Source organism: Bradyrhizobium prioriisuperbiae (assembly GCF_032397745.1).
GTDB classification, from domain to species: domain Bacteria; phylum Pseudomonadota; class Alphaproteobacteria; order Rhizobiales; family Xanthobacteraceae; genus Bradyrhizobium_A; species Bradyrhizobium_A prioriisuperbiae.
The window spans coordinates 4,155,668-4,179,176 of record NZ_CP135921.1 but is presented as its reverse complement, the minus strand read 5'-3'; the positions used below and the strand labels follow the sequence as shown (position 1 = coordinate 4,179,176).

The following is a 23,509-nucleotide window of genomic DNA, read 5'->3' as shown; positions in this document are numbered from 1 at the left end:
CGCTGGTCTCCGTGGCAAAAACAGTCGTCACTTGTCACGAACAGGCCTAGCTGCTACAGGTAGGATGTCAGGTTATCAGACAAGTTGTTCAGCATTTGATCCTGCGAGGCGGCAACCGAAGACGCGCCGCGATCGAGTGCTGACAAATCGGCGGATCGATCGTGCGGCGGCTTGATCCGATCGCACACCGTTCGTCGTGATCGGCTTGACACCTAAATAGAGGCGGCGTCACCCTCGATAACGGGAGTGACACATGACCAATGCCGCAATCACGGCAATCAACAAGGGGGAAACACTGTGAGACATATGAAGCAGATAGCGCGCGTGGCCGGATCGTGCCTGGCGATCCTTGCATTCGCGACAACAGTTCAAGCACGCGATTTCCGTTCGGCCGATATTCATCCGACTGATTATCCGACCGTTGAAGCCGTCCGCTTCATGGGCAAGCAATTGTCCGAGGCCACCAACGGACGCCTGGGCGTCAAGGTGTTCCCCAACGGCGCGCTCGGCTCGGAGAAGGACACGATCGAGCAGATCAAGATCGGCGGCCTCGATATCATGCGGATCAACTCCGCGCCGCTCAACAACTTCGTGCCCGAGACGATCGTGACCGGATTGCCGTTCGTCTTCCGCAGCACGCAGCACATGCGCAAGGTGCTCGACGGACCGATCGGTGACGAAATTCTGGCCGCCATGGAGCCCGCCGGCCTGATCGGCCTCGCTTTCTATGACAGCGGCGCGCGCTCGTTCTACACGGTCAAGAAACCGGTCAAGTCTCTCGCCGATCTCAAGGGCCTGAAGATCCGCGTGCAGCAGTCCGATCTGTTCGTCTCCATGATCGAAGGACTCGGCGCCAACGCAACGCCGATGCCGTATGGCGAGGTCTATACCGCGCTGAAGACGGGCCTGGTGGACGCCGCCGAGAACAACTGGCCGTCTTATGAATCCTCGCGGCATTTTGAAGCCGCGAAGTTCTACAACTTGACTGAGCACTCGCTCGCTCCCGAAGTGCTGGTGATGTCGAAGAAGATCTGGGACACCTTGTCGAAGGAAGACCAGGCGGCAGTCCGCAAAGCGGCGAAGGATTCCGTTCCGTATATGCGCAAGCTGTGGGATGAGCGCGAGACTCAATCGCGCAAGACCGTCGAAGCGGCCGGCGTTCAGGTGATCGAAATCGCCAACAAGCAGGAATTCATCGATGCGATGAAGCCTGTCTACGCCAAGTATGCCAGTGACCCGAAACTGAAGGGCCTGGTCCAGCGCATTCAGGACACGAAGTAACGCTTCCACTCCTGCCTGCACCGCTCGCTCCCCGCGACGCGGTGCAGGCCGCTTTAACACGCAACGAATGGCGGCGTGACCGATGAAAGAGATTGAACTGATCGATGAGATGCCAGCGGAGGGGGCCAGCTCCCGACGCCCGGCTGACGGCTTGCTGACGCGAATTAACGCACCGATCGCGCGTTATGGCATGTATCTCTCGGTGACCGGACTGCTGGTGATCGTCACGATCGTCTTCTACCAGGTGTTCGGCCGCTACGTTCTCAATTCGAGCCCGACCTGGACCGAAAATCTTGCCCTGGTGCTGATTCTCTACGTCACGCTGATCGGCGCGGCGGTCGGCGTGCGCGATGCAGGGCATGTCAGCATGGAATCCCTGCTGGTGCTGTTGCCGGAAGGTCCACGCGAGAAGATCGAACTGGTCATCCACGCACTGGTCGTGCTGTTCGGCGCGGCGATGGTTTACAATGGTTGGCTGCTCGGCAGTTCGGTCGGCATGGTCAAGATCGCCAATCTCGGCCTGCCGGAGTTCGTCCGCTACGTGCCGCTCGTTTTGTCGGGGCTGCTGATCATCTCCTTCTCGATCGAACACATCATCGCATTGCTGCGTAATGAAGAAGTTGTCCCTTCATGGAACTGATTGTCCTCTCCGTCTCGTTCTTCGGCTTCCTCATCCTCGGCGTTCCCGTGGCCTTTGCCATCGGGCTCTCGGCGCTATGCTCCATCTTGTATGAGGGCCTGCCGGTCGCGGTGATCTTTCAGCAGATGATGTCGGGAATGAACATCTTCTCGTTCCTGGCCATTCCGTTCTTCGTCTTCAGTGGCGAGCTGATGCTCCACGGCGGCGTCGCGGACAAGATCGTGCAGCTCGCCAAGAACCTGGTCGGCCACATCCGCGGCGGCCTCGGCATGTCCAACGTGCTGGCCTGCACGCTGTTCGGCGGTGTCTCGGGCTCGCCGGTGGCCGACGTGTCGGCAATGGGATCGGTGATGATCCCGATGATGAAGAAGGAAGGCTACGACGTCGATTACGCTGTCAACGTGACGACGCACGCCTCGCTCGTTGGCGCGCTGATGCCGACCAGCCACAACATGATCATCTATTCGCTCGCCGCCGGCGGCAAAGTGTCCATTGGCGCCCTGATCGCGGCCGGCCTGCTTCCGTCGCTGGTGCTGATGATCTGCATGCTGGTGGCCGCCTATCTGGTCGCCGTCAAGCGCGGTTACCCCGCGGGAATATTCCCCGGCTGGGCAGCTGTCTGGCGCTCGCTGGCCGCTGCGATCCCGGGCCTCCTGATCGTCGCCATCATTCTTGCAGGCATTCTTTCAGGCGTGTTCACGGCAACGGAGTCGGCGGCCGTCGCGGTGACCTACACCATCATTCTCACCTTCTTCCTCTACCGCACCATGAACTGGCACAAGTTCATCGCGGCGGCCGCCAAGGCGGTCAAGACGACCGGCATCGTGTTGCTGCTGATCGGCGTCTCGACCATGTTCCAGTACCTGATGGGCCTCTATGAAGTTGCCGATTACGCCGGCGCTCTCATGAGCAAGGTCTCGAGCAGCCCGTGGGTCATCTTCCTGCTGATCAACATCATCCTGTTCGTGCTCGGCACGTTCATGGACATGGCGGCCACCATCCTGATCTGCACGCCGATCTTCCTGCCGATCGCCATGAAAGCCGGCATGGATCCCGTCCAGTTCGGCATCCTGATGCTGATCAATTGCGCCCTCGGCCTCAACACACCGCCCGTCGGCACCACGCAATTCGTCGGCTGCGCCATCGGCGGAATATCGGTGGGTGCCGTCATGAAGACGATCCTGCCGTTCTATGCTGCGCTAGTCGCAGCTTTGATGTTCGTGACATATATACCGGGGTTCTCTCTGTGGTTGCCTTCACTGCTGATGGGCTACAAACCACTTTGAGCGAAGCGGCAGCCACTCGGCTTTGCCGCGCATCCTTTCATCACACTCGCTTCCGAATACTAAAATGCCCCGCTTGCGGGACATTTTGCTGTTGAGCAACATGTGCTCCATCACAAAACAATGACGGCCCGTGCTGGGGACACGGGCCGTCACCGACATCAGCTTGGCTCCGGAGGGGGGCTACTCGGCGGCCTGGCTGATTGGAGGGTGCGGGGTGTGTGGCGTGCTGCCGAGTTCGGAGCCGTGCGGCACCTCGCCATGCAGCTTGAGCGGCTTGTTGCCGCTCAGGCGGCGCAGCAGCACATAGAACACCGGCGTCAGGAAGATGCCGAACGCAGTGACACCGATCATGCCGGAGAACACCGCCACGCCCATGGCATGGCGCATTTCCGCGCCGGCCCCGGTCGAGGTGACCAGCGGCACCACACCCATGATGAACGCCATCGACGTCATCAGGATCGGGCGCAACCGCATCCGGCTGGCCTCGATCGCGGCTTCGATCGGCTTGCGGCCGGCGAACTCCAGTTCGCGCGCGAACTCCACGATCAGGATGGCGTTCTTGGCCGACAGGCCCACCAGCACGATCAACCCGATCTGGGTGAACACGTTGTTGTCGCCGTCGGAGACCCAGACGCCGAACATCGCGGCCATCAACCCCATCGGCACGATCATGATGATCGACAATGGCAGCGTCAGGCTTTCGTACTGCGCCGCCAGCACCAGGAACACCAGCAGCAGGGCCAAGGGGAACACCACCACCGCCGAATTGCCGGCCAGCACCTGCTGGTAGGTCAGTTCGGTCCATTCGAAGCCAAAGCCTTTCGGCAAGGTTTCGTCGGCGATCCGTTGCACCGCCGCCTGCGCCTCGCCGGACGAATAGCCCTGCGCCGCGCCGCCATTGATGTCGGCGGTGAGGAAGCCGTTGTAGCGCATGGCACGCTCAGGCCCGGCGCTCGATTTCACCCGCAGCAACGTCGCCAGCGGAATCATGTCGCCGGAGCCCGAGCGGACCTTGAGCTCGCCGACATCGTCGGGACGGGCGCGGAATTTCGCATCGGCCTGCACGCGGACGGTGTAGGTGCGCCCGAACTTGTTGAAGTCGTTGACGTAGAGCGAGCCCAGATAGATCTGCAGCGTGTCGAACACGTCCGTCACGGGAACGCCGAGCTGCCGCGCCCGGGTGCGGTCGATATCCGCATAAAGCTGCGGCGTGTTGACCTGGTAACTGGAGAACAGCCCAGCGATCTCCGGCGCCTGCTGGGCCTTGGCGAGGAACGCCTTGGTCGCATCGTTCAGCGCATCGTAGCCGAGGCCCGCCTGGTCCTCGATCTGCAGCTTGAAGCCGCCGATGGTGCCGAGGCCCTGCACGGGCGGCGGCGGGAACATGGCGATGAAGGCTTCCTGGATGGTCGCGAACTTGCCGTTCAGCGTTTTCGCGATGCCGCCACCGCTCAGCGCCGCCGTCTTGCGCTCATCGAACGGCTTCAGGGTGACGAACACGATGCCGGCGTTGGACGAGTTGGTGAAGCCGTTGATCGACAGGCCGGGGAACGCCACCGCGCTCTCCACACCGGGTTCCTTCAGCGCGATCTCGCTCATGCGGCGGATGACGTCCTCGGTGCGATCGAGCGTCGCGCCGTCGGGCAATTGCGCGAAGCCGACCAGGTACTGCTTGTCCTGCCCGGGAACGAAGCCGCCCGGCACCGACTTGAACAGGCCCCAGGTGACACCGACCAGCGCCAGATAGATGCCGACCATGATGGTCTTGCGCGAGATCGCGCCCTTGACGCCGGAGCTGTAACCGCCACCGACACGCTTGAACGCGGTGTTGAAGCCGCGGAAAAACCATCCCAGGTATTTGTCCATGGCACGGGTAAGGATGTCCTTCGGCTCGTCATGCCCCTTCAGCAATTGCGCGGCCAATGCCGGCGACAGCGTCAGCGAATTGATCGCCGAGATCACGGTGGAGATCGCGATGGTCAAGGCGAACTGGCGATAGAACTGCCCGGTGAGGCCCGTGATGAAAGCCAGCGGCACGAACACCGCCACCAGCACCAGCGCGATCGCGATGATCGGGCCCGACACCTCGCGCATGGCGCGGTATGTCGCCTCGCGCGGCGTCAGCCCCTCTTCGATGTTGCGCTCGACGTTTTCGACCACCACGATGGCGTCGTCGACCACAATGCCGATGGCCAGCACCAGGCCGAACAGGCTAAGCGCGTTGATGGAGAAGCCGAACAGATACATCACCGCGAAGGTGCCGATGATCGACACGGGCACCGCCAGCAGTGGGATGATCGACGCCCGCCAGGTCTGCAGGAAGATGATCACCACCAGCACCACCAGTGCGACGGCTTCCAGCAGCGTATGGATCACCGCTTCGATCGAGGCGCGGACGAACTGGGTGGGATCGTAGACAATCTTGTAGTCCACCCCCTCAGGCATGTTCTTCTTCAGCTCGGCCATCGTCTTGCGGACGTTGTCCGAGATCTGGATCGCGTTCGATCCCGGCGACTGGAAGATCGGAATCGCCACCGCCGACTTGTTGTCGAGCAGCGAGCGCAGCGAATACTCCGAGGCGCCGAGCTCGATGCGGGCGATGTCGCGCAGACGCGTCACCTCGCCATTGCTGCCGCCCTTGACAATGATGTCGCCGAACTCCTGCTCGGTCTGCAGGCGCCCCTGGGCATTCACCGGAAGCTGGAAATCGATGTTGGGCAGGCCCGGCGAGGCGCCGACCACGCCGGCCGCCGCCTGCACGTTCTGGGCGCGGATTTCGCGGACCACGTCGCTGGCGGACAGGCCGTGCTCGGCGACTTTCTGCGGATCGAGCCAGATCCGCATCGAATAGTCACCGGAGCCAAATAGCTGCACCTGTCCCACGCCATCGATGCGGGCGAGGCGATCCTTGACGTTGAGCACGGCGTAGTTGCGCAAATAAGTCATGTCGTAGCGGTCGTTCGGCGACAGCAGATGCACCACCAGCGTCAGGTCGGGCGCGCTCTTGATCGTGGTGATGCCGAGCCGGCGGACGTCTTCGGGCAGCCGCGGCTCGGCCTGGGAGACGCGGTTCTGCACCAGCTGCTGCGCCTTGTCGGGATCGGTGCCGAGCTTGAATGTCACCGTCAGTGTCATCAGGCCGTCGGTGGTCGACTGGCTGCTCATATAGAGCATGCCTTCGACGCCGTTGATCTGCTCTTCAATGGGCGTCGAGACCGTCTCGGCAATCACCTTCGGGTTGGCGCCGGGATACTGCGCACGCACCACCACCGACGGCGGCGCCACTTCCGGATATTCGGAAATCGGCATCACCCGCAGCGCCAACAGGCCCGACAGGAAGATCAGGATCGACAACACCCCGGCAAAGATCGGCCGGTCGATGAAAAATCGGGAAATATTCATGGCTCGCCCCACGCAGCCGTGCTGCGGTTCGCTGTATTACGCTTCATTTGTCTGTAGCCCGGGTGAGCGTAGCGATACCCGGGGCTCATCTCGATCGGCCAACCCGGATGTCGCTGCGCTCATCCGGGCTACTGAGCGGCGCAGCTTACTGCTGCGCCGTCTTCTCCTCCGGTGCCGCGGACGCCGACCGCTCGGCCGAACCGTCCATCGACACTTGCGTCGGTGCCAGCAAGCTGCCCGGCCGCACCCGCTGCAATCCATTCACCACGATGCGCTCACCGGCCTTCAGGCCATTGGTCACCATACGCAGGCCTTCCGAACTCTCGCCGAGCTTGACCTCGCGGTAATTCGCCTTGTTCTCGGCATCGACCACCATGACGAACTTCTTGTCCTGGTCGGTGCCGATCGCCCGCTCGCTGACCACCAGCGCCTGCTGGGTCTCGGCGTGGCCCATGCGGACGCGGGCGAACTGGCCCGGCATCAGCTTGCCGTCAGCATTGTCGAACACCGCCCGCACCCGCACCGTGCCGCTGCGGACATCGACCTGGTTGTCGATCAGCTGCAAGTGGCCGGCGAAGGGCGTGGCGTCGCCACTGAGGATGGTGCCCATCTGCACGGGAATGCGATCCATCGCCACAAGGCCGTTGGATGCCGTGGCCTGCTTCAGCGCCTGCATCACCACCCGCTCGTCGGCGTTGAAACTGGCGTAGATCGGATTGATCGACACCAGCGACGTCAGCACCGGCGACCCCGGTCCCGCGGCGACGAGGTTGCCGACGGTGATCTCGATCTTGCCGACCCGGCCGGCGACCGGCGCCTTGACGTTGGTGTAGTCGAGATTGAGCTGCGCCGAAGTGAGTGCGGCTTCCGCGGCACGCAGATTGGCTTCGGCCTCGCGCTGCGCATTGACGCGCTGGTCGAGATCCCGCGTCGAAATGGTGCGGGACTCCCACAGCTGCTGGCCGCGCTCGAGATCATTCTTGGTCAGCGCGATCCGGGCCTGGATGGCAAGCGCCTGCGCCTTGGCACGATCGACCTCGGCGGCATAGGGCGCCGGATCGATGGTGAACAGCAGGTCGCCCTGCTTCACCAGCGCACCTTCGCGGAAGTGCACGGCCTCGACCACGCCGGCGACCCGCGGACGGATCTCGACACGCTCCACCGCTTCGAGACGGCCGGAGAACTCATCCCAGGTCGGCGCGTTGCGCTGTTCGACGGTGGCGACAGAAACCGGCACCGACGGCGGCGGCGCGGCCTGATTGTTGGCCTGCGCGGCGTTGTTCTGCAGCGAAAACAACACGCCGGCGCTGACGGCAGCGCCGACCAGCACGGTGCCCAGAGCAAAAGCGCGATAACGAGACGAATACGACATAGCCGACCCCTAACTTGAAGCTTGAACGAGATGGTGAGACGCGGGCCGGCGCAGCCGCGCCGCGCTGTCCGCGAAAAACTGAATGAACTGGTCGCGCAGCGCCGTGCCCCAGCCGCTGTCGGCGGGACGACCCGCGCAGAGCGCATCGGGCCACGCCGTGGGTGCAGTCAACACATGGCGGCTGACGGCGACACCCGATTCCTGCAGCCGCGTGGCATAACTCAGGGTTTCATCGCGCATCGGATCGTCCTGCGCGGTGACGACCAGTGCGGGCGGCAGCCCGGACAACCTGCTGGACTGCGACGGCGCGGCATAGGGATGCGCGGCCTTGTCGGCGGATCCCAGATAGTGCTGCCAGCCATCGGCCCATTTGCATCCAGCGGGACCGGCATCGGCGCCACGGATCGATGTGGTCGCCATGCAGGCATCGAGCATCGGCGACAGCAGAATCTGTCCCGCGAGTTCGGGCGCGTGCTGATCGCGCGCCATCAAAGCGAGACTTGCGGCAAGATTGCCACCGGCTTCTTCGCCGGCGACAAACAGCCGGGACATCTTGCCGGCCCATCGGGTGCGGGTTTTGTGCAGCGTCTTCAGCGCGCCGAAAATCGTGCGCAGCGCATGGGGAAACTGAAACTCGGGAGCAAGCGGATAATCCGCCGACACCACCACGGCACCCGCCTCGGCGAGCAGCTCCGGAATGGTTTCGCAGACCTCGATGGAACCGGCGCAGAACGCTCCGCCATGGAGATGAAACACCAGCGGCGCAGAGCGCGGCGACCGGGAGTCGCGGTAGACCCGGACCGGCAGTTTGGCCGCCTCGTCCACGTCGATCGCGCTATCGGTCCGTCCCGTCGCCATTTGTGAATGCCCCTGCCGGGCGACCGCGATGTTGCATCGCAGAATCGTCTCCAGCGATGGGGAAGCTAATAATGAGGTTTGGGGGAATAAATATGCGCTTTATGATTTCATTATTTCCATATAGAAATAATAAGCCCCCTAAAACGACTTTAGAAACAAAATTTCTTCGCGGCGCACAAAAATGAAACAGCGTTTCAGCGAATCCGCCTGCGACATGACATAGATCTCGGGCGACCTGAATTCGAGACCCAAACTCGTCGAGATCTTAAAGACATCGAGACCTAAGATATGGATCAGCTCGCAGCCATGCGCGCTTTCGTCCGGGTGGTGGAAGCCGGCACGTTCAGCCAGGCCGCAAGCTCCCTGCGGATGCCCAAGCCCACCGTCACCAAATTGATCCAGTCGCTCGAGACCCACATCTCGACCAAACTGCTCAACCGCACCACCCGGCGGGTTACCGTGACCCCGGACGGCGCGGCTTATTATGAGCGCGTGATCCGGCTGCTTGGCGAACTCGACGAACTCGACGGCAGCATGGCGCTGTCGCAGGCCAACGCCAAGGGACGGCTGCGTGTCGATGTCGGCACCGCGCTTGCGGTCCTTGTCATCATTCCGGCCCTGCCCGACTTCTACGCCCGTTATCCCGATATCCAGATCGATCTCGGCGTCACCGACCGCCCGGTGGACCTGATCGGCGAGAATGTCGATTGCGTGATCCGCGGCGGCGACCTTACCGACCAGTCGCTGATCGCCCGACGCATCGCGGAGATGACCTTCGTCACCTGCGCGGCGCCGTCCTACCTGCAGCGTTACGGCGCACCGCGGCATCCGACCGATCTCGACCACGGCCACTATGCGGTGAATTTCTTCCATCCGCGCTCGGGCCGGATGCTGCCGCTGGACTTCACGTCAAACGGCGAGCGAATCGAGACCACAGGACGGCACATGATCGCCGTCAACGACAGCATGGCTTATGTCACGGCCGCCACCAGCGGGCTTGGCATCGTCCAGGCGCCGATCTTCATGCTGAAAAAGCACATCGAGGCCGGTAGGCTGACGCAAGTGCTGACGGACTGGACCTCGGAGCCGGCGAACATCTATGTGGTGTATCCGCCCAACCGCCATCTCAGCAACAAGCTGCGGGTGTTCGTCGACTGGATCGCCGATCTGTTTGCCAACAACGAGTTGATGCAGACGAAGGCGTGAGTAACAGCAGCAAAGTAGCTCGGATGAGCGCAGCGACATCCGGGTGATACATCTGGAAGAGTCCCGGATATCGCTGCGCTCATCCGGGCTACAAGCTTTCCGTCAAGCCGCGTCGACCAGCACGATCTCGGAATCCTCCAGAGCGGTGACTGTCACAACGGCCTCGCTGCGAATGGCGGCGCCGTCGCGGGCCACGATCCGCACGCCATTGACCTCGACCGCGCCCGATGACGGCACCAGATAGCCGTTGCGCTCAGTGCCAAAACGATACTCCGCCGTCTCGCCAGCCTTCAGTGCGGCACCGAGCACGCGCGCCTGCGCGCGAATCCGCAACGCGTCGCTGTCCGCGGCAAAGCCGCTTGCCAGCGTCACGAAGCGCCCGGAGCGATCGGCTTTCGGAAACGGCTTGGCGCCCCATGCGGGCTGCCCGCCGGTCTCATCGGGCTCGATCCAGATCTGGAAGATTTTGGTCGGCGCCGCCTCCAGATTGTATTCGGAATGGCGAATGCCGGAGCCTGCGCTCATTACCTGAACGTCGCCGGCGACGGTGCGACCAGTGTTGCCAAGATTATCCTGGTGCGTAATGGCGCCCTCACGCACATAGGTGATGATTTCCATGTTGGCGTGCGGATGCGCTGGAAAGCCGGTATTCGGCGCGATCTCATCGTCGTTCCAGACCCGCAGTGCCCCAAGCCCCATATTGTCCGGGTCATGGTGCGGGCCGAACGAAAAATGGTGTTTGGCTTTCAGCCAGCCGTGATCACCGCCGCCGAGCCGATCGAAGGGTTTGCGCTCAATCACCGGAAGCCTCCCGCTAAAGGTCAACCAGATCTAGGCGGGCGGCCGCGGCAGAGAAATAGAAACCCGGGAAACTCATTGTTTCCACCCTGCTGCCTGGTAGAATGCCGACGCTGCGGCCCACGTCATATGCAAAATAATATAACGACAAGGTTTAGTATTAAGAGACATGGGGGGACGTGATGCTCCCGATCCCTTCCAGACGATCTCCACCACGGCTCCCGCCCGGTCACCACGCGGTGACCCGTGCAACGCATCACGCTCTCCATCACGCGACGGCTCACACGCGATGATTGCGCGGCAAGATGTTTTGCGACAGCGATGGTGCATTTTGCTGCAAATAAAAGCGGCAGATGATCGCGGGTCGCAAACCATGTCTGCAATACAAAGTTTGCTGCACTGCAAGCCAACGCGAGAAAGAACCGCTGAAACGTGCATGAATCTTCGTTTGCATTTGCAGCAAATCACACCAGTCTCTCACCACACACCGCAAAGGATCAAAAAAAAATTGCGCGGCGCGGAGGTCGCCGTCCGCATTTCACATGGTATAACCATGACGCCTCATTCGAGGCCAAAGACGATCGCTCGATCGAACAATAAGTCGCAGTCCCCGCGTGCTGCACAGGAGTTGAAACGATGGTTTCACGCTACAGTCGTCGCATTCTTCAGACCCTTGCACTAGCTTCAGTCATTGCCGTGAGCGGTGGCGGTTACGCCGCTGCCCAGCTCAAGAGTTACAAATCCAGTACCAAGGAATTCTGGACCAACCCGCCGAATGACTGGTTCCTGGGCGACGAAACCGAAGCCCAGAAGGGACTGGCGCCGCCATCGGGACCGCCGACCGGCGCCTCCGACAAGGAACTCGCCGACCTGATCCCCAAGATCAAGCTGCCGCCGGGCTTCAAGATTGAAGTTTATGCCAGCGGCGTGTTGCAGGCGCGTCAGATGGCCTGGGGCGACAAGGGCACCCTGTTCGTCGGTTCGTTCGATCTCGGCAACGTCTATGCCATCACCGACAATGGCGGCAAAAAGACCGTCAAGACGATCCTCAAGGGATTGAAGATGCCGACCGGCCTCGCCTTCAGGGACGGCGCGCTCTATGTGGTCGCGATCGACAAGCTGCTGCGTTACGACAATGCGGAAGCCAATCTCGACAAGATGCCGGAAGGCAAGGTCGTCTATGACGACATGCCGTCCTATGTGGCGCACGGCTGGAAGTACATTGCCGTGGACAAGGAAGGCTGGTTCTACCTGCCGTTCGGCCCGCCCTTCAACATCGGCCTGCCGCCGACCAGTCTCTCGCAGATCCGCCGCGTCGATCCCAAGACCGGCAATGCGGAGGTCGTGGCGCTCGGCGTGCGCAACAGCGTCGGCGGCGACGTCGATCCGCGCTCCGGCAAATATTGGTTCACCGAAAACGCCCGCGACTGGCTGGGCGACGACAGCCCGAGCGACAAGCTCAACGTGATCAACAAACTCGGCGAGCACTTCGGTTATCCCTATTGCCACCAGGGCAACATCCCGGATCCGAAGTTCGCGATGGGCCACACGTGCTCGGAATTCTCACCGCCGGCCTTCAACCTCGGCTCGCATGTCGCGCCGCTGGGCATGAAGTTCTACACCGGCAGCCAATTCCCGGCGAAGTACAAGAACGCGATGTTCATCGCCGAGCACGGCTCCTGGAATCGGCATAAGTACCAGGGCGGCCGGATCGTAGTGGTCACCGCCGACACCAACGGCAAGAACGCCAAGCAGGAGATCTTTGCCGAAGGCTGGATCAACGGCGACCAGAGCTATGCCGGCCGGCCCGACGACATCATCGTCGACAAGGACGGTTCGATCCTTGTCGCCGACGACTGGGCCGGTGCGATCTATCGCATCAGCTACAAGAAGTGATCCAATCCTGACTCCCGATCGCGGCCATTCCGGAACCCCGGGATGGCCGCGGCGTTTTCATAACAACAAAAGCTCCTCACAACTTTCGGATGTCCGCGATGCGCCGTTGCCTGCCTTTTTTTGGCCTGCCGCTTTTTGCCCTTATGCTGTCCGGCCTGCTGCTGCAATCGGCAACCGCCGCCCCCGACGTCGCCGCCATCAAGGACAAGCTTGAACTCTGCGCGGGCTGCCATGGCAAGGAAGGCATCTCGGAGACGCCGAACACGCCGTCGCTCGCGGGACAGCCCGACCAGTTCCTGCAATGGCAGCTGATCTACTTCCGCAGCGGTGCGCGCGCGAACGAACTGATGGGGCCGATATCAGCCGATCTCAGCAACGAGGACGTGCGCAACCTTGCCGGCTACTTCGCCGCCCTGCCCCCGCCACCGGCCGCGACATCGGACGACAATCCCGCACTCAGCGAAGCCGGCGCCAAGATCGCCGCGCAAAACCGCTGCACCTCATGCCACACTGACACCTACGCCGGCACCAAGGCCGTGGCCCGCGTCGCCCGTCAGCGCGAGGATTATCTCTTAAAAGCACTGATGGACTACAAGGCCGGGACACGAACCGGTGGCGGCGTCGCCGCCATGGCCGATGTCACCTACCCGCTGAAGGAAGACGAGCTCAAGGCGCTGGCGCACTATCTGGCGAATTATAAGTGATGGATAGTTTCGTGGGGGACGCGACAACGCAGCCCAATATACTGCGTCATACGCGGGCTTGACCCGCGTATCCAGCTTAACGCCAGCTCAATCAGTGAGGAAAGCTGGATTGTGACCGCGACTTGGCGCAGCCAAGTCGCTGAGGTCAAGCCCGGCAATGACGGAGTGGGTGTGAAGGCGCTCCGCAACATATTATGCACGAGCCTTCACACCGCCGGCAAAATCGTCCCCTCGACTTCACCGAAACCCACGCGATAGCCGTCGCCCTGACACCATCCAGTAAAGGCGAGCGAATCGCCATCCTCCAGGAACGTCCGGCGCTCGTCGCCAAACGTCAGGGGCTCGGCGCCGCCCCAGCTCAATTCCAAGAGGCTGCCGCGCTGGTCTTTCTCGGGGCCGCTGATGGTGCCGGAGCCCAGCAGGTCGCCGACACTCATCGCGCAGCCAGACGAGGCATGGTGCACGAGCTGCTGCACCGACGACCAGTACATGTATTTGAAGTTGGTGCGGCTGATGCGCTGCGGCTGGGACATCTTCGGCGTGCGCAGCGTCACATCGAGGTTGAGGTCGTAGTTGTTGGCCAGCTTCTGCGCCAGATACGGCAGCGGCTGCGGATCCTGCTGTGGCCCGTGCACCCGGAACGGCTCCAGCGCCTCGCGCGTCACGATCCACGGGCTGATCGAGGTGCCAAATACCTTGGCCTGGAAGGGGCCGAGCGGCACATACTCCCACTGCTGGATGTCGCGCGCGCTCCAGTCGTTCAGCAGCGTGAAGCCGAAGATCATCGCGTCGGCCTGCGCTTCCGTCAGCATGGTCCCCATCTCCGACGGCTGGCCGACCACGACGCCCATTTCCAGCTCGAAATCGAGCCGCTTGCAGGGGCCGAAAGTCGGCACTTCCGCCGTCGGCGGCTTCAGCTGGCCGTTGGGACGCCGCACCTTAGTGCCGCTGACCACCACTGTCGAGGCCCGGCCGTTGTAGCCGATCGGGATATGCAGCCAGTTCGGCTGCAGCGCATTGTCCTTGCCGCGGAACATGACGCCGACATTAGTGGCGTGCTCCTTCGACGAATAGAAATCGGTGAAGCCGGCGACCGTCACCGGCAAATGCAGCTGCACGTCCTTGCGCGCCAGCAGCGCCCGCGAACGCAGATCCGCATTGTCGCGCAACTCCGCATTGTCGTGGCGCAGCAGCGCGCTGATGCGGGCGCGAGTCTTGCTCCAGACATCGGGGCCGAGCGCCATGAAGGCGTTGATCGACGGCTGCGCGAACACGCCTTTGGCGTTGCCGGCTGCGAGCAGACCCGCCGCCTCCAGCGCCGCCAGATCGAGCACATGATCGCCGATCGCGACACCGACGCGGCGCGCCGGATCGGCCGACGTGGAGAACACGCCATAGGGCAGATTCTGGATCGGGAAATCCGACGTGGGCTCGACGGGTATGAAGGACCGCAGCTTGGGATCGTTGGGATGACTCATCGGGACATCGCTTTCAAAAACGGGAAATTATTCGGCGTCGGGCTGGCGGCCCGGCTCGGCGGCGGCGAAGGCCTCGATCTTGGCAGCCGCCGCGTCGATGCCGCGGATACGCGGATAAGGCGCGAGATCGACGCCGAAACGCCGCGCATTAAAGACCTGCGGCACGATGCAGATGTCGGCCAGCGTCGGCTGCTCACCCAGCGCGAACGGCCCCGGCAATTCCGCAAGGCGCGCCTCGATGGCATCGAAGCCGCTGGTGATCCAGTGCTGCGACCAGGCCGTGCGGGTCGGCTCGTCGACGCCCATCTTGATCAGCCGGTTCAGCACCCGCAGGTTGCCGATCGGGTGAATGTCGCTTGCGACAATCAGCGCGATCTCGCGGGCAATCGCGCGCTGGACCGCATCGCCGGGCAACAGCGGCGGTGTGGGGTGGGTCTCATCAAGATACTCGATGATGGCGATCGACTGCGCCAGATGGAATCCACCTTCGATCCAGTACGGCACCAGGCCCGCTGGATTGACCTTGAGATAATCCGGCGCGTTCTGCTCGCCTTTGCGCAGATGGATGAACTTGTGCTCCGCGCCCAGCCCTTTCAGGCCGAGCGCAATACGAACACGATAGGCCGCGGTGGAGCGGAAATAGCCGTAGAGTGTGGCGTTGTGAGTGTCTGACATCTGGACTCTTGGTGCTACGGCTTGGTCGGATCGAAACGCTTTTCCAGCCCGTTCCAGCAGTCCGAATAATCGTCCTGCAGCGTACGGGAGGACGCAGCATGCGCGGTAACCCGCTGCGGAAACCGTGTCTCGAACATGAAGGCCATGGTGCCCGTCAGCTTCACCGGCTTCAGCTCGGTGTTGCTGGCGTGGTCGAACGCCTCGCGGTCCGGCCCGTGCGGCAGCATGCAGTTGTGCAGGCTGATGCCGCCCGGCGTGAAACCCTGCGGCTTGGCGTCATAAACGCCGTACACCAGCCCCATGAACTCCGACATGATGTTCATGTGATACCAGGGCGGCCGGAAGGTGTTTTCCGCGACAGCCCAGCGTTCCGGGAAAATCACGAAGTCGATGTTGGCGGTGCCCGCGGTCTCCGACGGCGAGGTCAGCACCGTGAAGATCGAGGGATCGGGATGATCGAAGCCGATCGCGCCGACCGGCGAGAAAGTCCGCAGGTCGTATTTGTACGGCGCATAGTTGCCGTGCCACGCCACCACATCGATCGGGGAATGCGGCAGTTTGGTCGACCACAATTCACCGCCCCACTTCACGAACAGCTCGGTCGGCGTGTCCTTGTCCTCATAGGCCGCCATCGGCGTCAGGAAATCGCGGGCGTTGGCCAGGCAATTGGCGCCGATCGGCCCGCGCTCCGGCAGCGTGAAGGCGCCGCCGTAGTTTTCGCAGAGATAGCCGCGCGCCGGACCGGCCGGGATCTCGATCCGAAATTTCACGCCGCGCGGGATCACCACGATCTCGCCGGGCTCGGCATCGATCACACCGAACTCGGTGACCAGGCGCAAATTGCCCTGCTGCAACACGAACATCATCTCGCCGTCGGCATTGTAGAAATGCTGATCGACCATCGACTTGGTGATGAGATAGATGTGCGCGGCCATGCCGGCCTGGGTGTTGGAATCCCCGGCCGTGGTCATGGTCTGCACACCCTGCAGGAACGTCACCTCGCCTGTCGGCAGCGGCGCCGGATCCCAGCGATATTGCCCGATCGGCAATTCGCCTTCGAAGCACGGCGCGGTGCGCCACAGACCGGCATCCGCCTTGGTAAAGCGGCCGGAATGCCGCACCGAGGGACGAATGCGATAGAGCCAGGAGCGCTCGTTGGTGCCGCGCGGCGCCGTGAAGGGCGAGCCGGACAGCTGTTCGGCATAGAGCCCGTAGGCGCAGCGCTGCGGCGAATTGCGCCCGATCGGCAACGCGCCGGGCAACGCTTCGGTCTCGAAACTGTTGCCGAACCCGGACATGTAGCCGGGGGTGACGTTGGCGTTGGATTTTACGATCACGCCAGGAGCTGCGTTGTAATTCATGGTCATCCTCCCTGAAGGGCCGCCCACATCTCTTGATCACGCTCCGCGGTCCAGATCACCGGATCGTCGATCCCCGACGCCTCGTCGAAGGCACGGGAGACGTTGAACGGCAGGCAGTGCTCGTAGATCGCGAACTTGGAAAACTTCGGATCCATCGCCTCGCGCGTCGCGGCCCAGTTATCCTTGAGGCTACGCCCCTTCGCGACCGAGGTCTCCGCGGTGCCATACAATGTGGTGACGAAGTCGCGGGTCATGGCGATGGCCTCGCGGACGGTGGAAGTCCCCTTCAACGCATCACCGCGGCCCGGCGCGATGGCCTTGGGATTGAACTCGCGGATCTCGTTCAGGGTCATCGGCCATTCGCGCAGATGCGCGTCGCCGCAATAGCAGGCGGAGTGGTATTCGATCAGGTCGCCCGAGAACATCACCTCGGCATCGGGCACCCAGGCGACGATGTCGCCGGAGGTGTGGCCGGCGCCGAGCTGAATCAGCTTGACCTCGCGCTTGCCGAGGAAGATCGACATCTCGCCTTCGAACGTCAGGGTCGGCCAGGTCAGCCCGGGAATGCTCTCGGCATCACGGAACAGCCGCGGAAACCGGCCGTATTCCGAATCCCAGTCCTGTTGTCCGCGCTCCTGGATCAGCCGATAGGTTTCGCTCGAGGCGACGACGCCCTGGGCCTGATAAGCCGATGCGCCGAGCACCCGCACCGCATGATAATGCGACAACACGACATACTTGATCGGCTTGTCGGTGACGGTCTTGACCCGTTCGATCACGCTCTTGGCCATGGCCGGCGTCGCCTGAGCGTCGAACACCAGGCAGCCGTCGTCGCCGACAATGATGGCGGTGTTCGGATCGCCTTCCGCGGTGAACGCGTAGAGATCGGTGCCGATCTCGGAAAACGTGATCTTTTTATCAGCGAGATCGGTCGTTGAAGCGAAGCCTTTGGCGCTCATGCGATAGTCTTTCCTTTTAGATCGTTACGTTGCGGCCTTGTTCGCAAGGCCGCGCTTGGCAAGGGCGATCGCGTCGCGCAGGACGTCGATATCACCGATATGATTGGCAAGGATGAGGACCAGCGCGGCATCGAGCTCCGCACTGGCGTCATCGGCGAGGCCGCGATGCGCCTCGACCACAAGCCGGAACGCATCGTCCGGCTTGGCAAAATTGGAGCTGGTCGACAGGGCCATGGCCGCCTCTCACTGAATCCCGGACGCACGCGCCAGCGCTGTTTCCAGCGCGGCGCGGGTCGGATGCCGAAACCGGCCAGCAACGTAACCATCGGGACGAAACAAATAAGCGGTGCCGGGAGCCGCATCATAGCGCTTTGCCAAGAGACCCGACGCATCCGTCAAGGTTTCGTTCGGCCCAATGCTGACGACATCGACGCCGTCAGGCGCCGTCACCGCCTCGCCATTGGCGAACTGCAGCAGCGTGAAGCCGCGGCCGGCGCCGTTGAACGCATCGCTGAAGTAGGTCTTGCCGCCCTCGCGAGTGGCCAGGGGCGCATCGAGCAGCGAAGCACCGGGCTTCACGCCGCCGGCCCATGCCTCGGCATCGTCGCTCGACAGTGGCGTCTGATAGGTCGACGGCACTGACAGCCGGCCGCCATTGATCATACGCTTGCCGAACTCGGTTTCGCTGGCCAGCGCCAGCACGGCGCGCCGCAGCCGTTCTTCCTCGCGCGAACTCGGCGCCATGAAATCGGTGGAGCGAGTGGATTCGCGGATGTTCTCGTCCGCCGCCGCGCTGCGTTCGATGTTGTAGGTCTCGAGCAAGGATTCCGGCGACGTCCCCTGCAGCACCCGCGACAGCTTCCACGCCAGGTTCTCGGCGTCTTCCAGCCCGGAGTTGGCGCCGCGGGCACCGAACGGCGACACCTGATGCGCCGCATCGCCGGCAAAGATCACCCGGCCATGGATGAAGCGCTCCATCCGGCGGCACTGGAATTTGTACAGCGAAATCCATTCGAACGCGAAGTCGTCGTGCCCCAGCATCCGCGCGATGCGGGGTCGCACATTCTCCGGCTTTTTCTCGACCACCGGATCGGCGTCCGGGCTGAGCTGCAGATCGAGCCGCCAGATATTGTCCGGCTGGCTGTGCAGCAGCGCCGAACGTCCCGCATGAAACGGCGGATCGAACCAGAACCAGCGCTCGCTCGGAAAATCCGCCGCCATCTTGACGTCGGCGATCAGGAACTGGTCCTCGAACACTTGCCCAGCGAAATCCGCGCCCACCATCTGCCGCAGCGACGAGCGCGCGCCGTCGCAGGCGATCACATGGGTGGCGGCCAGACGATAAGGCCCCTCCGGCGTCTCGACCGTGAGGCTGACATGATCGTTGCGCTGCGCGAGGCCCGTGACCTTGTTGCGCCAGCGCAGGCTGATGCCCGGCAACTCCGCCGCGCGCTCCACCAGATAGGCCTCGGCATAGAACTGCTGCAGGTTGATGAAGGCCGGCATCTTGTGGCCATCCTCGGGCAGCAAATTGAACTGATAGACCTGCGAGGCGCCGTGGAAGATCTTGCCCACGCTCCAGACCACGCCCTTGTCGACCATGCGTTGGCCGACGCCGAGCCTGTCCCAGAATTCCAGCGAACGTTTGGAGAAGCAGATCGCGCGCGAGCCTTCGCCGATCCGGTCTGCGTCATCCAGCAGCACCACGCCGTGCCCGCGCTGGGCCAGATCGATCGCCAGTGACAACCCCACGGGGCCGGCGCCGACCACAACCACCGGGTGGTGGGCATTTGAGCCCTCCGGACGGTCCTGGTCCGGATGGCGCTGATAGCCGAACTGGGTCGCTGCACCGGCGGTCATCAAAATCCTCCCGCTTTGCGTCTCTCTTATAAAGTGCTGGCGTTATCGGGCGCCGGACGCTAAAATTAGTCTCACGTGCAACTATATACTCCCCCGACCTCCGGGCCGTCAACCGTGCTGGACCGCTTTGATGAAGAAACTCGACCTGCTGAAGTTCGTCCCGTTTCGCATGAACCGGCTGTCGGCGGAAATCAGTACGGCATTGTCGAGTGAATATCGCGACCGTTACGGCATCGAAATTCCGGAATGGCGGGTGATCGCCACCTTGGGCTTTCGCGAGGGGCCCTGCACGGCGCAGTTCATCGTGCAACACACCAGCACTCACAAATCGACCATCAGCCGCGCGGTGACCAGCCTGCTCGAACGCGGGCTGATCGAGCGGGTGGAAAGTCAGGTGGATCGACGGGAATACAGCCTGCAGCTCTCACGCGAAGGCAAGGCCATGTACCAGGGGTTGATTCCCCGGCTACTGAATCGCGAACGCGAAATATTGTCGTGCCTGTCGGCGACGGAATTGCGACAGTTTGAAAATGCGCTGGCCAAGATCGAAAAAAGCTTCGAGCTGACGCAAACCGAAGCTCAGCCGGACGCCCCGAAAGACCACGAACGCGCTTAAAGCGCGCCGATCGACGTGCGCACAACCCGCATTGTGAATTCACAGCATATTGAATTCGCCGGGAATGGCATTTTGGAGGCGGCGCCATCGCCAAGCCTGCGACCAAGGCTTTGACTCGGGAATTTCTCCAAATAAATTAGAGATATTGGTGTCCGTTCCGGGATACTTTTGAGGGGGTCCTGCGTTACCTCCCTTGGCAATCGATTTGGTAATCGGCGCGGCCCCGCGCCGGATCGAAGTGAACAGGCATCATGAATCCCATTCAACAGCTTCAAAAGCATGGTCAGGCCGTCTGGCTCGATTTTCTGGCACGCAATTTCATCGCCAAGGGCGATTTGAAGGCGCTGATCGACAAGGACGGGGTTCGCGGCGTGACGTCGAACCCGGCGATCTTCGAAAAGGCCATCGGCGGCAGTGCCGAGTATGATGAGACGATTTCCAACCTCTTGAAAGAGCGCGACCGCCCGGTGGGCGACCTTTATGAGGCGCTCGCGATCGAGGACATCCAGCATGCCGCCGACGTGCTGCGTCCGCTCTACGACCAGGCCAAGGGCGATGATGGGTATGTCAGCCTCGAAGTGTCGCCTTATCTGGCGCGCGACACCGCCGGCACTATCGCGGAAGCGGAGCGGCTGTGGCGCGAGGTCCGTCGCGACAATTTGATGATCAAGGTGCCGGGCACGCATGAAGGCCTGCCGGCCGTTGAAAAATTGATTGCGCAGGGCATCAACGTCAATATCACGCTGCTGTTTTCGCAAAAGCTTTATGCAAGCGTTCTGGACGCCTATATCACCGGCCTGGAAAAATGGGTGGCCGGCGGCAATGATCCCTCAAAGATCGCCAGTGTCGCGAGTTTCTTTGTCAGCCGGATCGATGCCGCAGTCGACAAGGAGCTGGACCAGAAGATCGCAGCCGCCAACGACAAGGACAAGAAAGCCGCGCTCGAAGCGCTGAAGGGCAAGGTGGCGATCGCCAACGCCAAACTCGCCTACCAGCACTACAAGAAAATCGCCGCCTCGGACCGTTGGAAAAAACTCGCCGCCAAGGGCGCTAAAGTGCAGCGTTTGCTCTGGGCCTCCACCGGCACCAAGAACAAGGCCTACAGCGACGTGCTGTATGTGGAAGAGCTGATCGGCCGCGACACCGTCAACACTGTGCCGCCCGCCACCCTCGACGCCTTCCGCGATCATGGCAAGCTGCGCGACAGCCTGGAGGAAAATGTGCCGGAAGCGCAGCGCGTGCTCTCGGCACTGGCGCAGGCCGGAATTTCGCTTGAAACGATCACCGAGAAACTGGTCGACGAGGGCGTGCAGCTGTTCGCCGAGGCCTTCGACAAGCTGCTGGGCGCGGTGGCGCACAAGCGCGCGGCGCTGTTGTCGTCCCGCATCGATGGCCAATCGATCCGCCTTGCGGCCGGTGCCGAGAAATCGTTCAAGGAGCTCGCCAACGACTGGCGCGCCAGTGGCAAGATCCGCGCGCTGTGGGCCCGCGATGCCTCGGTCTGGACGAACCAAGACGAGAACAAGTGGCTGGGCTGGCTCGATGCCCTCACCCGCGAACAGGACGCACTGCCGCGCTATCAGGCGCTGGCGAAATGGGTCAAGGACAACAAGTTTGCCGACGCCGTGGTGCTCGGCATGGGCGGCTCCAGCCTCGGCCCGGAAGTGATCGCCACCACCTTTGGCTCCAGCGCGGGCTTCCCCAGGCTGCATGTGCTGGATTCGACCGATCCTGCCCAGGTCCGGCGTTTGGACGCCAGGATCAAGCCGGAGTCCACGCTGTTCATCGTCTCCAGCAAGTCCGGCGGTACCACCGAGCCGAACGCGCTGATGGACTATTTCTTCGCCCGGGCCGGTGAAAAGCTCGGCGACAAGGCGGGCAGCCATTTTGTCGCCATCACCGATCCCGGATCCTCGCTCGAAAAGGTCGCCAAGACCCGCGGCTTCGCCCATATCGTCCATGGCGAGCCCACCATCGGTGGGCGCTATTCGGTGCTCTCGCCCTTTGGCCTGGTGCCGGCCGCAGCCAGCGGTCTCGACCTCCCCAAATTCCTCGATGCCACCGCGGCCATGATCCGCGCCTGCGGACCGGATGTGCCGCCGGACGAAAACCCCGGCGTGCAACTGGGATTGGCGTTGGGCGCAGCCGCTCAACACGGCCGCGACAAGATCACGCTGACGGTGTCGAAACCGATTGCCGACTTCGGCGCCTGGGGCGAACAGCTGATCGCGGAATCCACCGGCAAGAACGGCAAGGCGCTGATCCCGCTTGAGGGCGAGACCCTGGGCAAGCCCGACGTCTATGGCAACGACCGGGTGTTCATCGATCTGCGCCTGAAGGACGATGGCGACCAGGAGCGCGAAGCTTCACTCGCGGCGCTGGAAAAGGCCGGCCATCCGGTGATCCGCATTGCCGTCACCGATCCCCTACATATCGGCCAGGAGTTCTTCCGGTTCGAGATCGCGACAGCGGTCGCCGGCTCGGTGATGAACATCAATCCGTTCGACCAGCCCGACGTTGAAGCCGCCAAGATCAAGACCCGCGAGCTGACCTCGGCGTTTGAGAAAACCGGCGCCCTGCCCGATGAGACCGCCGTGACAACCGACGGATCGATCGCGATCTACACCGATGCGAAGAATGCCGAGGCCTTGCGCAAGGCCGGCGCCAATGGCGGGATCGCCTCCTGGCTGAAGGCACATTTCGGGCGCATCCAGGGCGGCGACTATGCCGCCGTGCTCGCCTACATCGACCGCGACGAGGCGCATCTCGCCACGGCGCACACCATGCGCATGGCGATCCGCGACCGCAAGCATGTGGCCACCTGTGTCGGCTTCGGCCCGCGTTTCCTGCACTCCACCGGACAGGCCTACAAGGGCGGGCCGAACACCGGCGTGTTCCTGCAGATCACCGCTGACGATGCGCAGGACCTGGCCGTGCCCGGACAGAAAGCAAGCTTCGGCGTGATCAAGGCGGCGCAGGCCCGCGGCGATTTCGACGTGCTGACCGAGCGGGGACGGCGCGCGCTGCGGCTGCACATCAAGGGCGATCTCGCCAAGGGACTATCGGCGATTCATGCGGCGGTCGATTCCGCGCTCAAGTAAGATAGATAGGACAGAC

At 62.6% G+C, this 23,509-nt stretch carries 18 protein-coding genes; 8 read left to right on the top strand and 10 right to left on the bottom strand.

The window, feature by feature from the left end; all coding sequences use genetic code 11:
* The first annotated feature begins 306 nt into the window (after nucleotides 1–306).
* From RS897_RS19550 to RS897_RS19540, 3 genes are all read left to right on the top strand, one after another.
* Complete coding sequence (locus RS897_RS19550) at nucleotides 307–1,281, top strand: TRAP transporter substrate-binding protein (RefSeq protein WP_315838143.1); 975 nt, start codon at nucleotides 307–309, stop codon at nucleotides 1,279–1,281.
* Nucleotides 1,282–1,363: 82 nt separating this feature from the next.
* A complete protein-coding gene (locus tag RS897_RS19545; RefSeq protein WP_315838142.1) occupies nucleotides 1,364–1,921 on the top strand; it encodes a TRAP transporter small permease in 558 nt (185 codons plus the stop codon).
* Nucleotides 1,912–3,207, top strand: coding sequence for a TRAP transporter large permease (locus tag RS897_RS19540; protein WP_315838141.1), 1,296 nt, complete (start codon nucleotides 1,912–1,914; stop codon nucleotides 3,205–3,207). The genes RS897_RS19545 and RS897_RS19540 overlap by 10 nt, the downstream gene beginning before the upstream one ends.
* 180 nt (nucleotides 3,208–3,387) lie before the next feature.
* Here the strand turns inward: RS897_RS19540 and RS897_RS19535 are convergent, their stop codons facing one another.
* From RS897_RS19535 to RS897_RS19525, 3 genes are all read right to left on the bottom strand, one after another.
* Nucleotides 3,388–6,609 (bottom strand): efflux RND transporter permease subunit, encoded by a 3,222-nt coding sequence (locus RS897_RS19535; protein WP_315838140.1) that lies wholly within the window; start codon nucleotides 6,607–6,609, stop codon nucleotides 3,388–3,390.
* Between the two features lie 145 nt (nucleotides 6,610–6,754).
* Nucleotides 6,755–7,981, bottom strand: coding sequence for an efflux RND transporter periplasmic adaptor subunit (locus tag RS897_RS19530; RefSeq protein WP_315838139.1), 1,227 nt, complete (start codon nucleotides 7,979–7,981; stop codon nucleotides 6,755–6,757).
* Between the two features lie 9 nt (nucleotides 7,982–7,990).
* A complete protein-coding gene (locus RS897_RS19525; protein ID WP_315838138.1) occupies nucleotides 7,991–8,839 on the bottom strand; it encodes an alpha/beta hydrolase in 849 nt (282 codons plus the stop codon).
* A 288-nt stretch (nucleotides 8,840–9,127) separates the two neighbouring features.
* Here RS897_RS19525 and RS897_RS19520 point away from each other — a divergent pair, with 288 nt between their 5' ends.
* On the top strand, nucleotides 9,128–10,045 hold the full coding sequence (locus RS897_RS19520) for a LysR family transcriptional regulator (protein WP_315838137.1): 918 nt from the start codon (nucleotides 9,128–9,130) through the stop codon (nucleotides 10,043–10,045).
* Nucleotides 10,046–10,147: 102 nt separating this feature from the next.
* Here the strand turns inward: RS897_RS19520 and RS897_RS19515 are convergent, their stop codons facing one another.
* On the bottom strand, nucleotides 10,148–10,846 hold the full coding sequence (locus RS897_RS19515; RefSeq protein WP_315838136.1) for a pirin family protein: 699 nt from the start codon (nucleotides 10,844–10,846) through the stop codon (nucleotides 10,148–10,150).
* A 633-nt stretch (nucleotides 10,847–11,479) separates the two neighbouring features.
* Between RS897_RS19515 and RS897_RS19510 the strand changes: the two genes are divergently transcribed.
* Together RS897_RS19510 and RS897_RS19505 are read left to right on the top strand one after the other, a co-directional pair.
* On the top strand, nucleotides 11,480–12,739 hold the full coding sequence (locus RS897_RS19510; protein WP_315838135.1) for a PQQ-dependent sugar dehydrogenase: 1,260 nt from the start codon (nucleotides 11,480–11,482) through the stop codon (nucleotides 12,737–12,739).
* A 98-nt stretch (nucleotides 12,740–12,837) separates the two neighbouring features.
* Nucleotides 12,838–13,443 carry a c-type cytochrome gene (locus RS897_RS19505; RefSeq protein WP_407654517.1) on the top strand — a complete coding sequence of 202 codons (606 nt, stop codon included), beginning with the start codon at nucleotides 12,838–12,840 and terminating at the stop codon, nucleotides 13,441–13,443.
* A 206-nt stretch (nucleotides 13,444–13,649) separates the two neighbouring features.
* Here the strand turns inward: RS897_RS19505 and fahA are convergent, their stop codons facing one another.
* The 6 genes from fahA to RS897_RS19475 are packed head-to-tail and all read right to left on the bottom strand — an operon-like array spanning nucleotide 13,650 to nucleotide 19,776.
* On the bottom strand, nucleotides 13,650–14,921 hold the full coding sequence (gene fahA, locus RS897_RS19500) for a fumarylacetoacetase (RefSeq protein ID WP_315838134.1): 1,272 nt from the start codon (nucleotides 14,919–14,921) through the stop codon (nucleotides 13,650–13,652).
* 27 nt (nucleotides 14,922–14,948) lie between these two features.
* Complete coding sequence (maiA, locus tag RS897_RS19495) at nucleotides 14,949–15,596, bottom strand: maleylacetoacetate isomerase (RefSeq protein WP_315838133.1); 648 nt, start codon at nucleotides 15,594–15,596, stop codon at nucleotides 14,949–14,951.
* 14 nt (nucleotides 15,597–15,610) lie between these two features.
* Nucleotides 15,611–16,957: a homogentisate 1,2-dioxygenase gene (hmgA, locus tag RS897_RS19490; RefSeq protein ID WP_315838132.1), complete on the bottom strand. Its 1,347-nt coding sequence runs from the start codon at nucleotides 16,955–16,957 to the stop codon at nucleotides 15,611–15,613.
* 2 nt (nucleotides 16,958–16,959) lie between these two features.
* Complete coding sequence (locus RS897_RS19485; RefSeq protein ID WP_315838131.1) at nucleotides 16,960–17,916, bottom strand: MBL fold metallo-hydrolase; 957 nt, start codon at nucleotides 17,914–17,916, stop codon at nucleotides 16,960–16,962.
* Nucleotides 17,917–17,940: 24 nt separating this feature from the next.
* Nucleotides 17,941–18,150, bottom strand: coding sequence for a DUF2783 domain-containing protein (locus tag RS897_RS19480; protein ID WP_315838130.1), 210 nt, complete (start codon nucleotides 18,148–18,150; stop codon nucleotides 17,941–17,943).
* Between the two features lie 9 nt (nucleotides 18,151–18,159).
* Nucleotides 18,160–19,776, bottom strand: coding sequence for an FAD-dependent oxidoreductase (locus tag RS897_RS19475; RefSeq protein ID WP_315838129.1), 1,617 nt, complete (start codon nucleotides 19,774–19,776; stop codon nucleotides 18,160–18,162).
* Between the two features lie 130 nt (nucleotides 19,777–19,906).
* Between RS897_RS19475 and RS897_RS19470 the strand changes: the two genes are divergently transcribed.
* Together RS897_RS19470 and RS897_RS19465 are read left to right on the top strand one after the other, a co-directional pair.
* Entirely contained in the window at nucleotides 19,907–20,392 is a 486-nt protein-coding gene (locus RS897_RS19470; protein WP_315838128.1) for a MarR family winged helix-turn-helix transcriptional regulator, read from the top strand.
* A 251-nt stretch (nucleotides 20,393–20,643) separates the two neighbouring features.
* Nucleotides 20,644–23,493 (top strand): bifunctional transaldolase/phosoglucose isomerase, encoded by a 2,850-nt coding sequence (locus RS897_RS19465; protein ID WP_315838127.1) that lies wholly within the window; start codon nucleotides 20,644–20,646, stop codon nucleotides 23,491–23,493.
* Nucleotides 23,494–23,509: the final 16 nt, after the last annotated feature.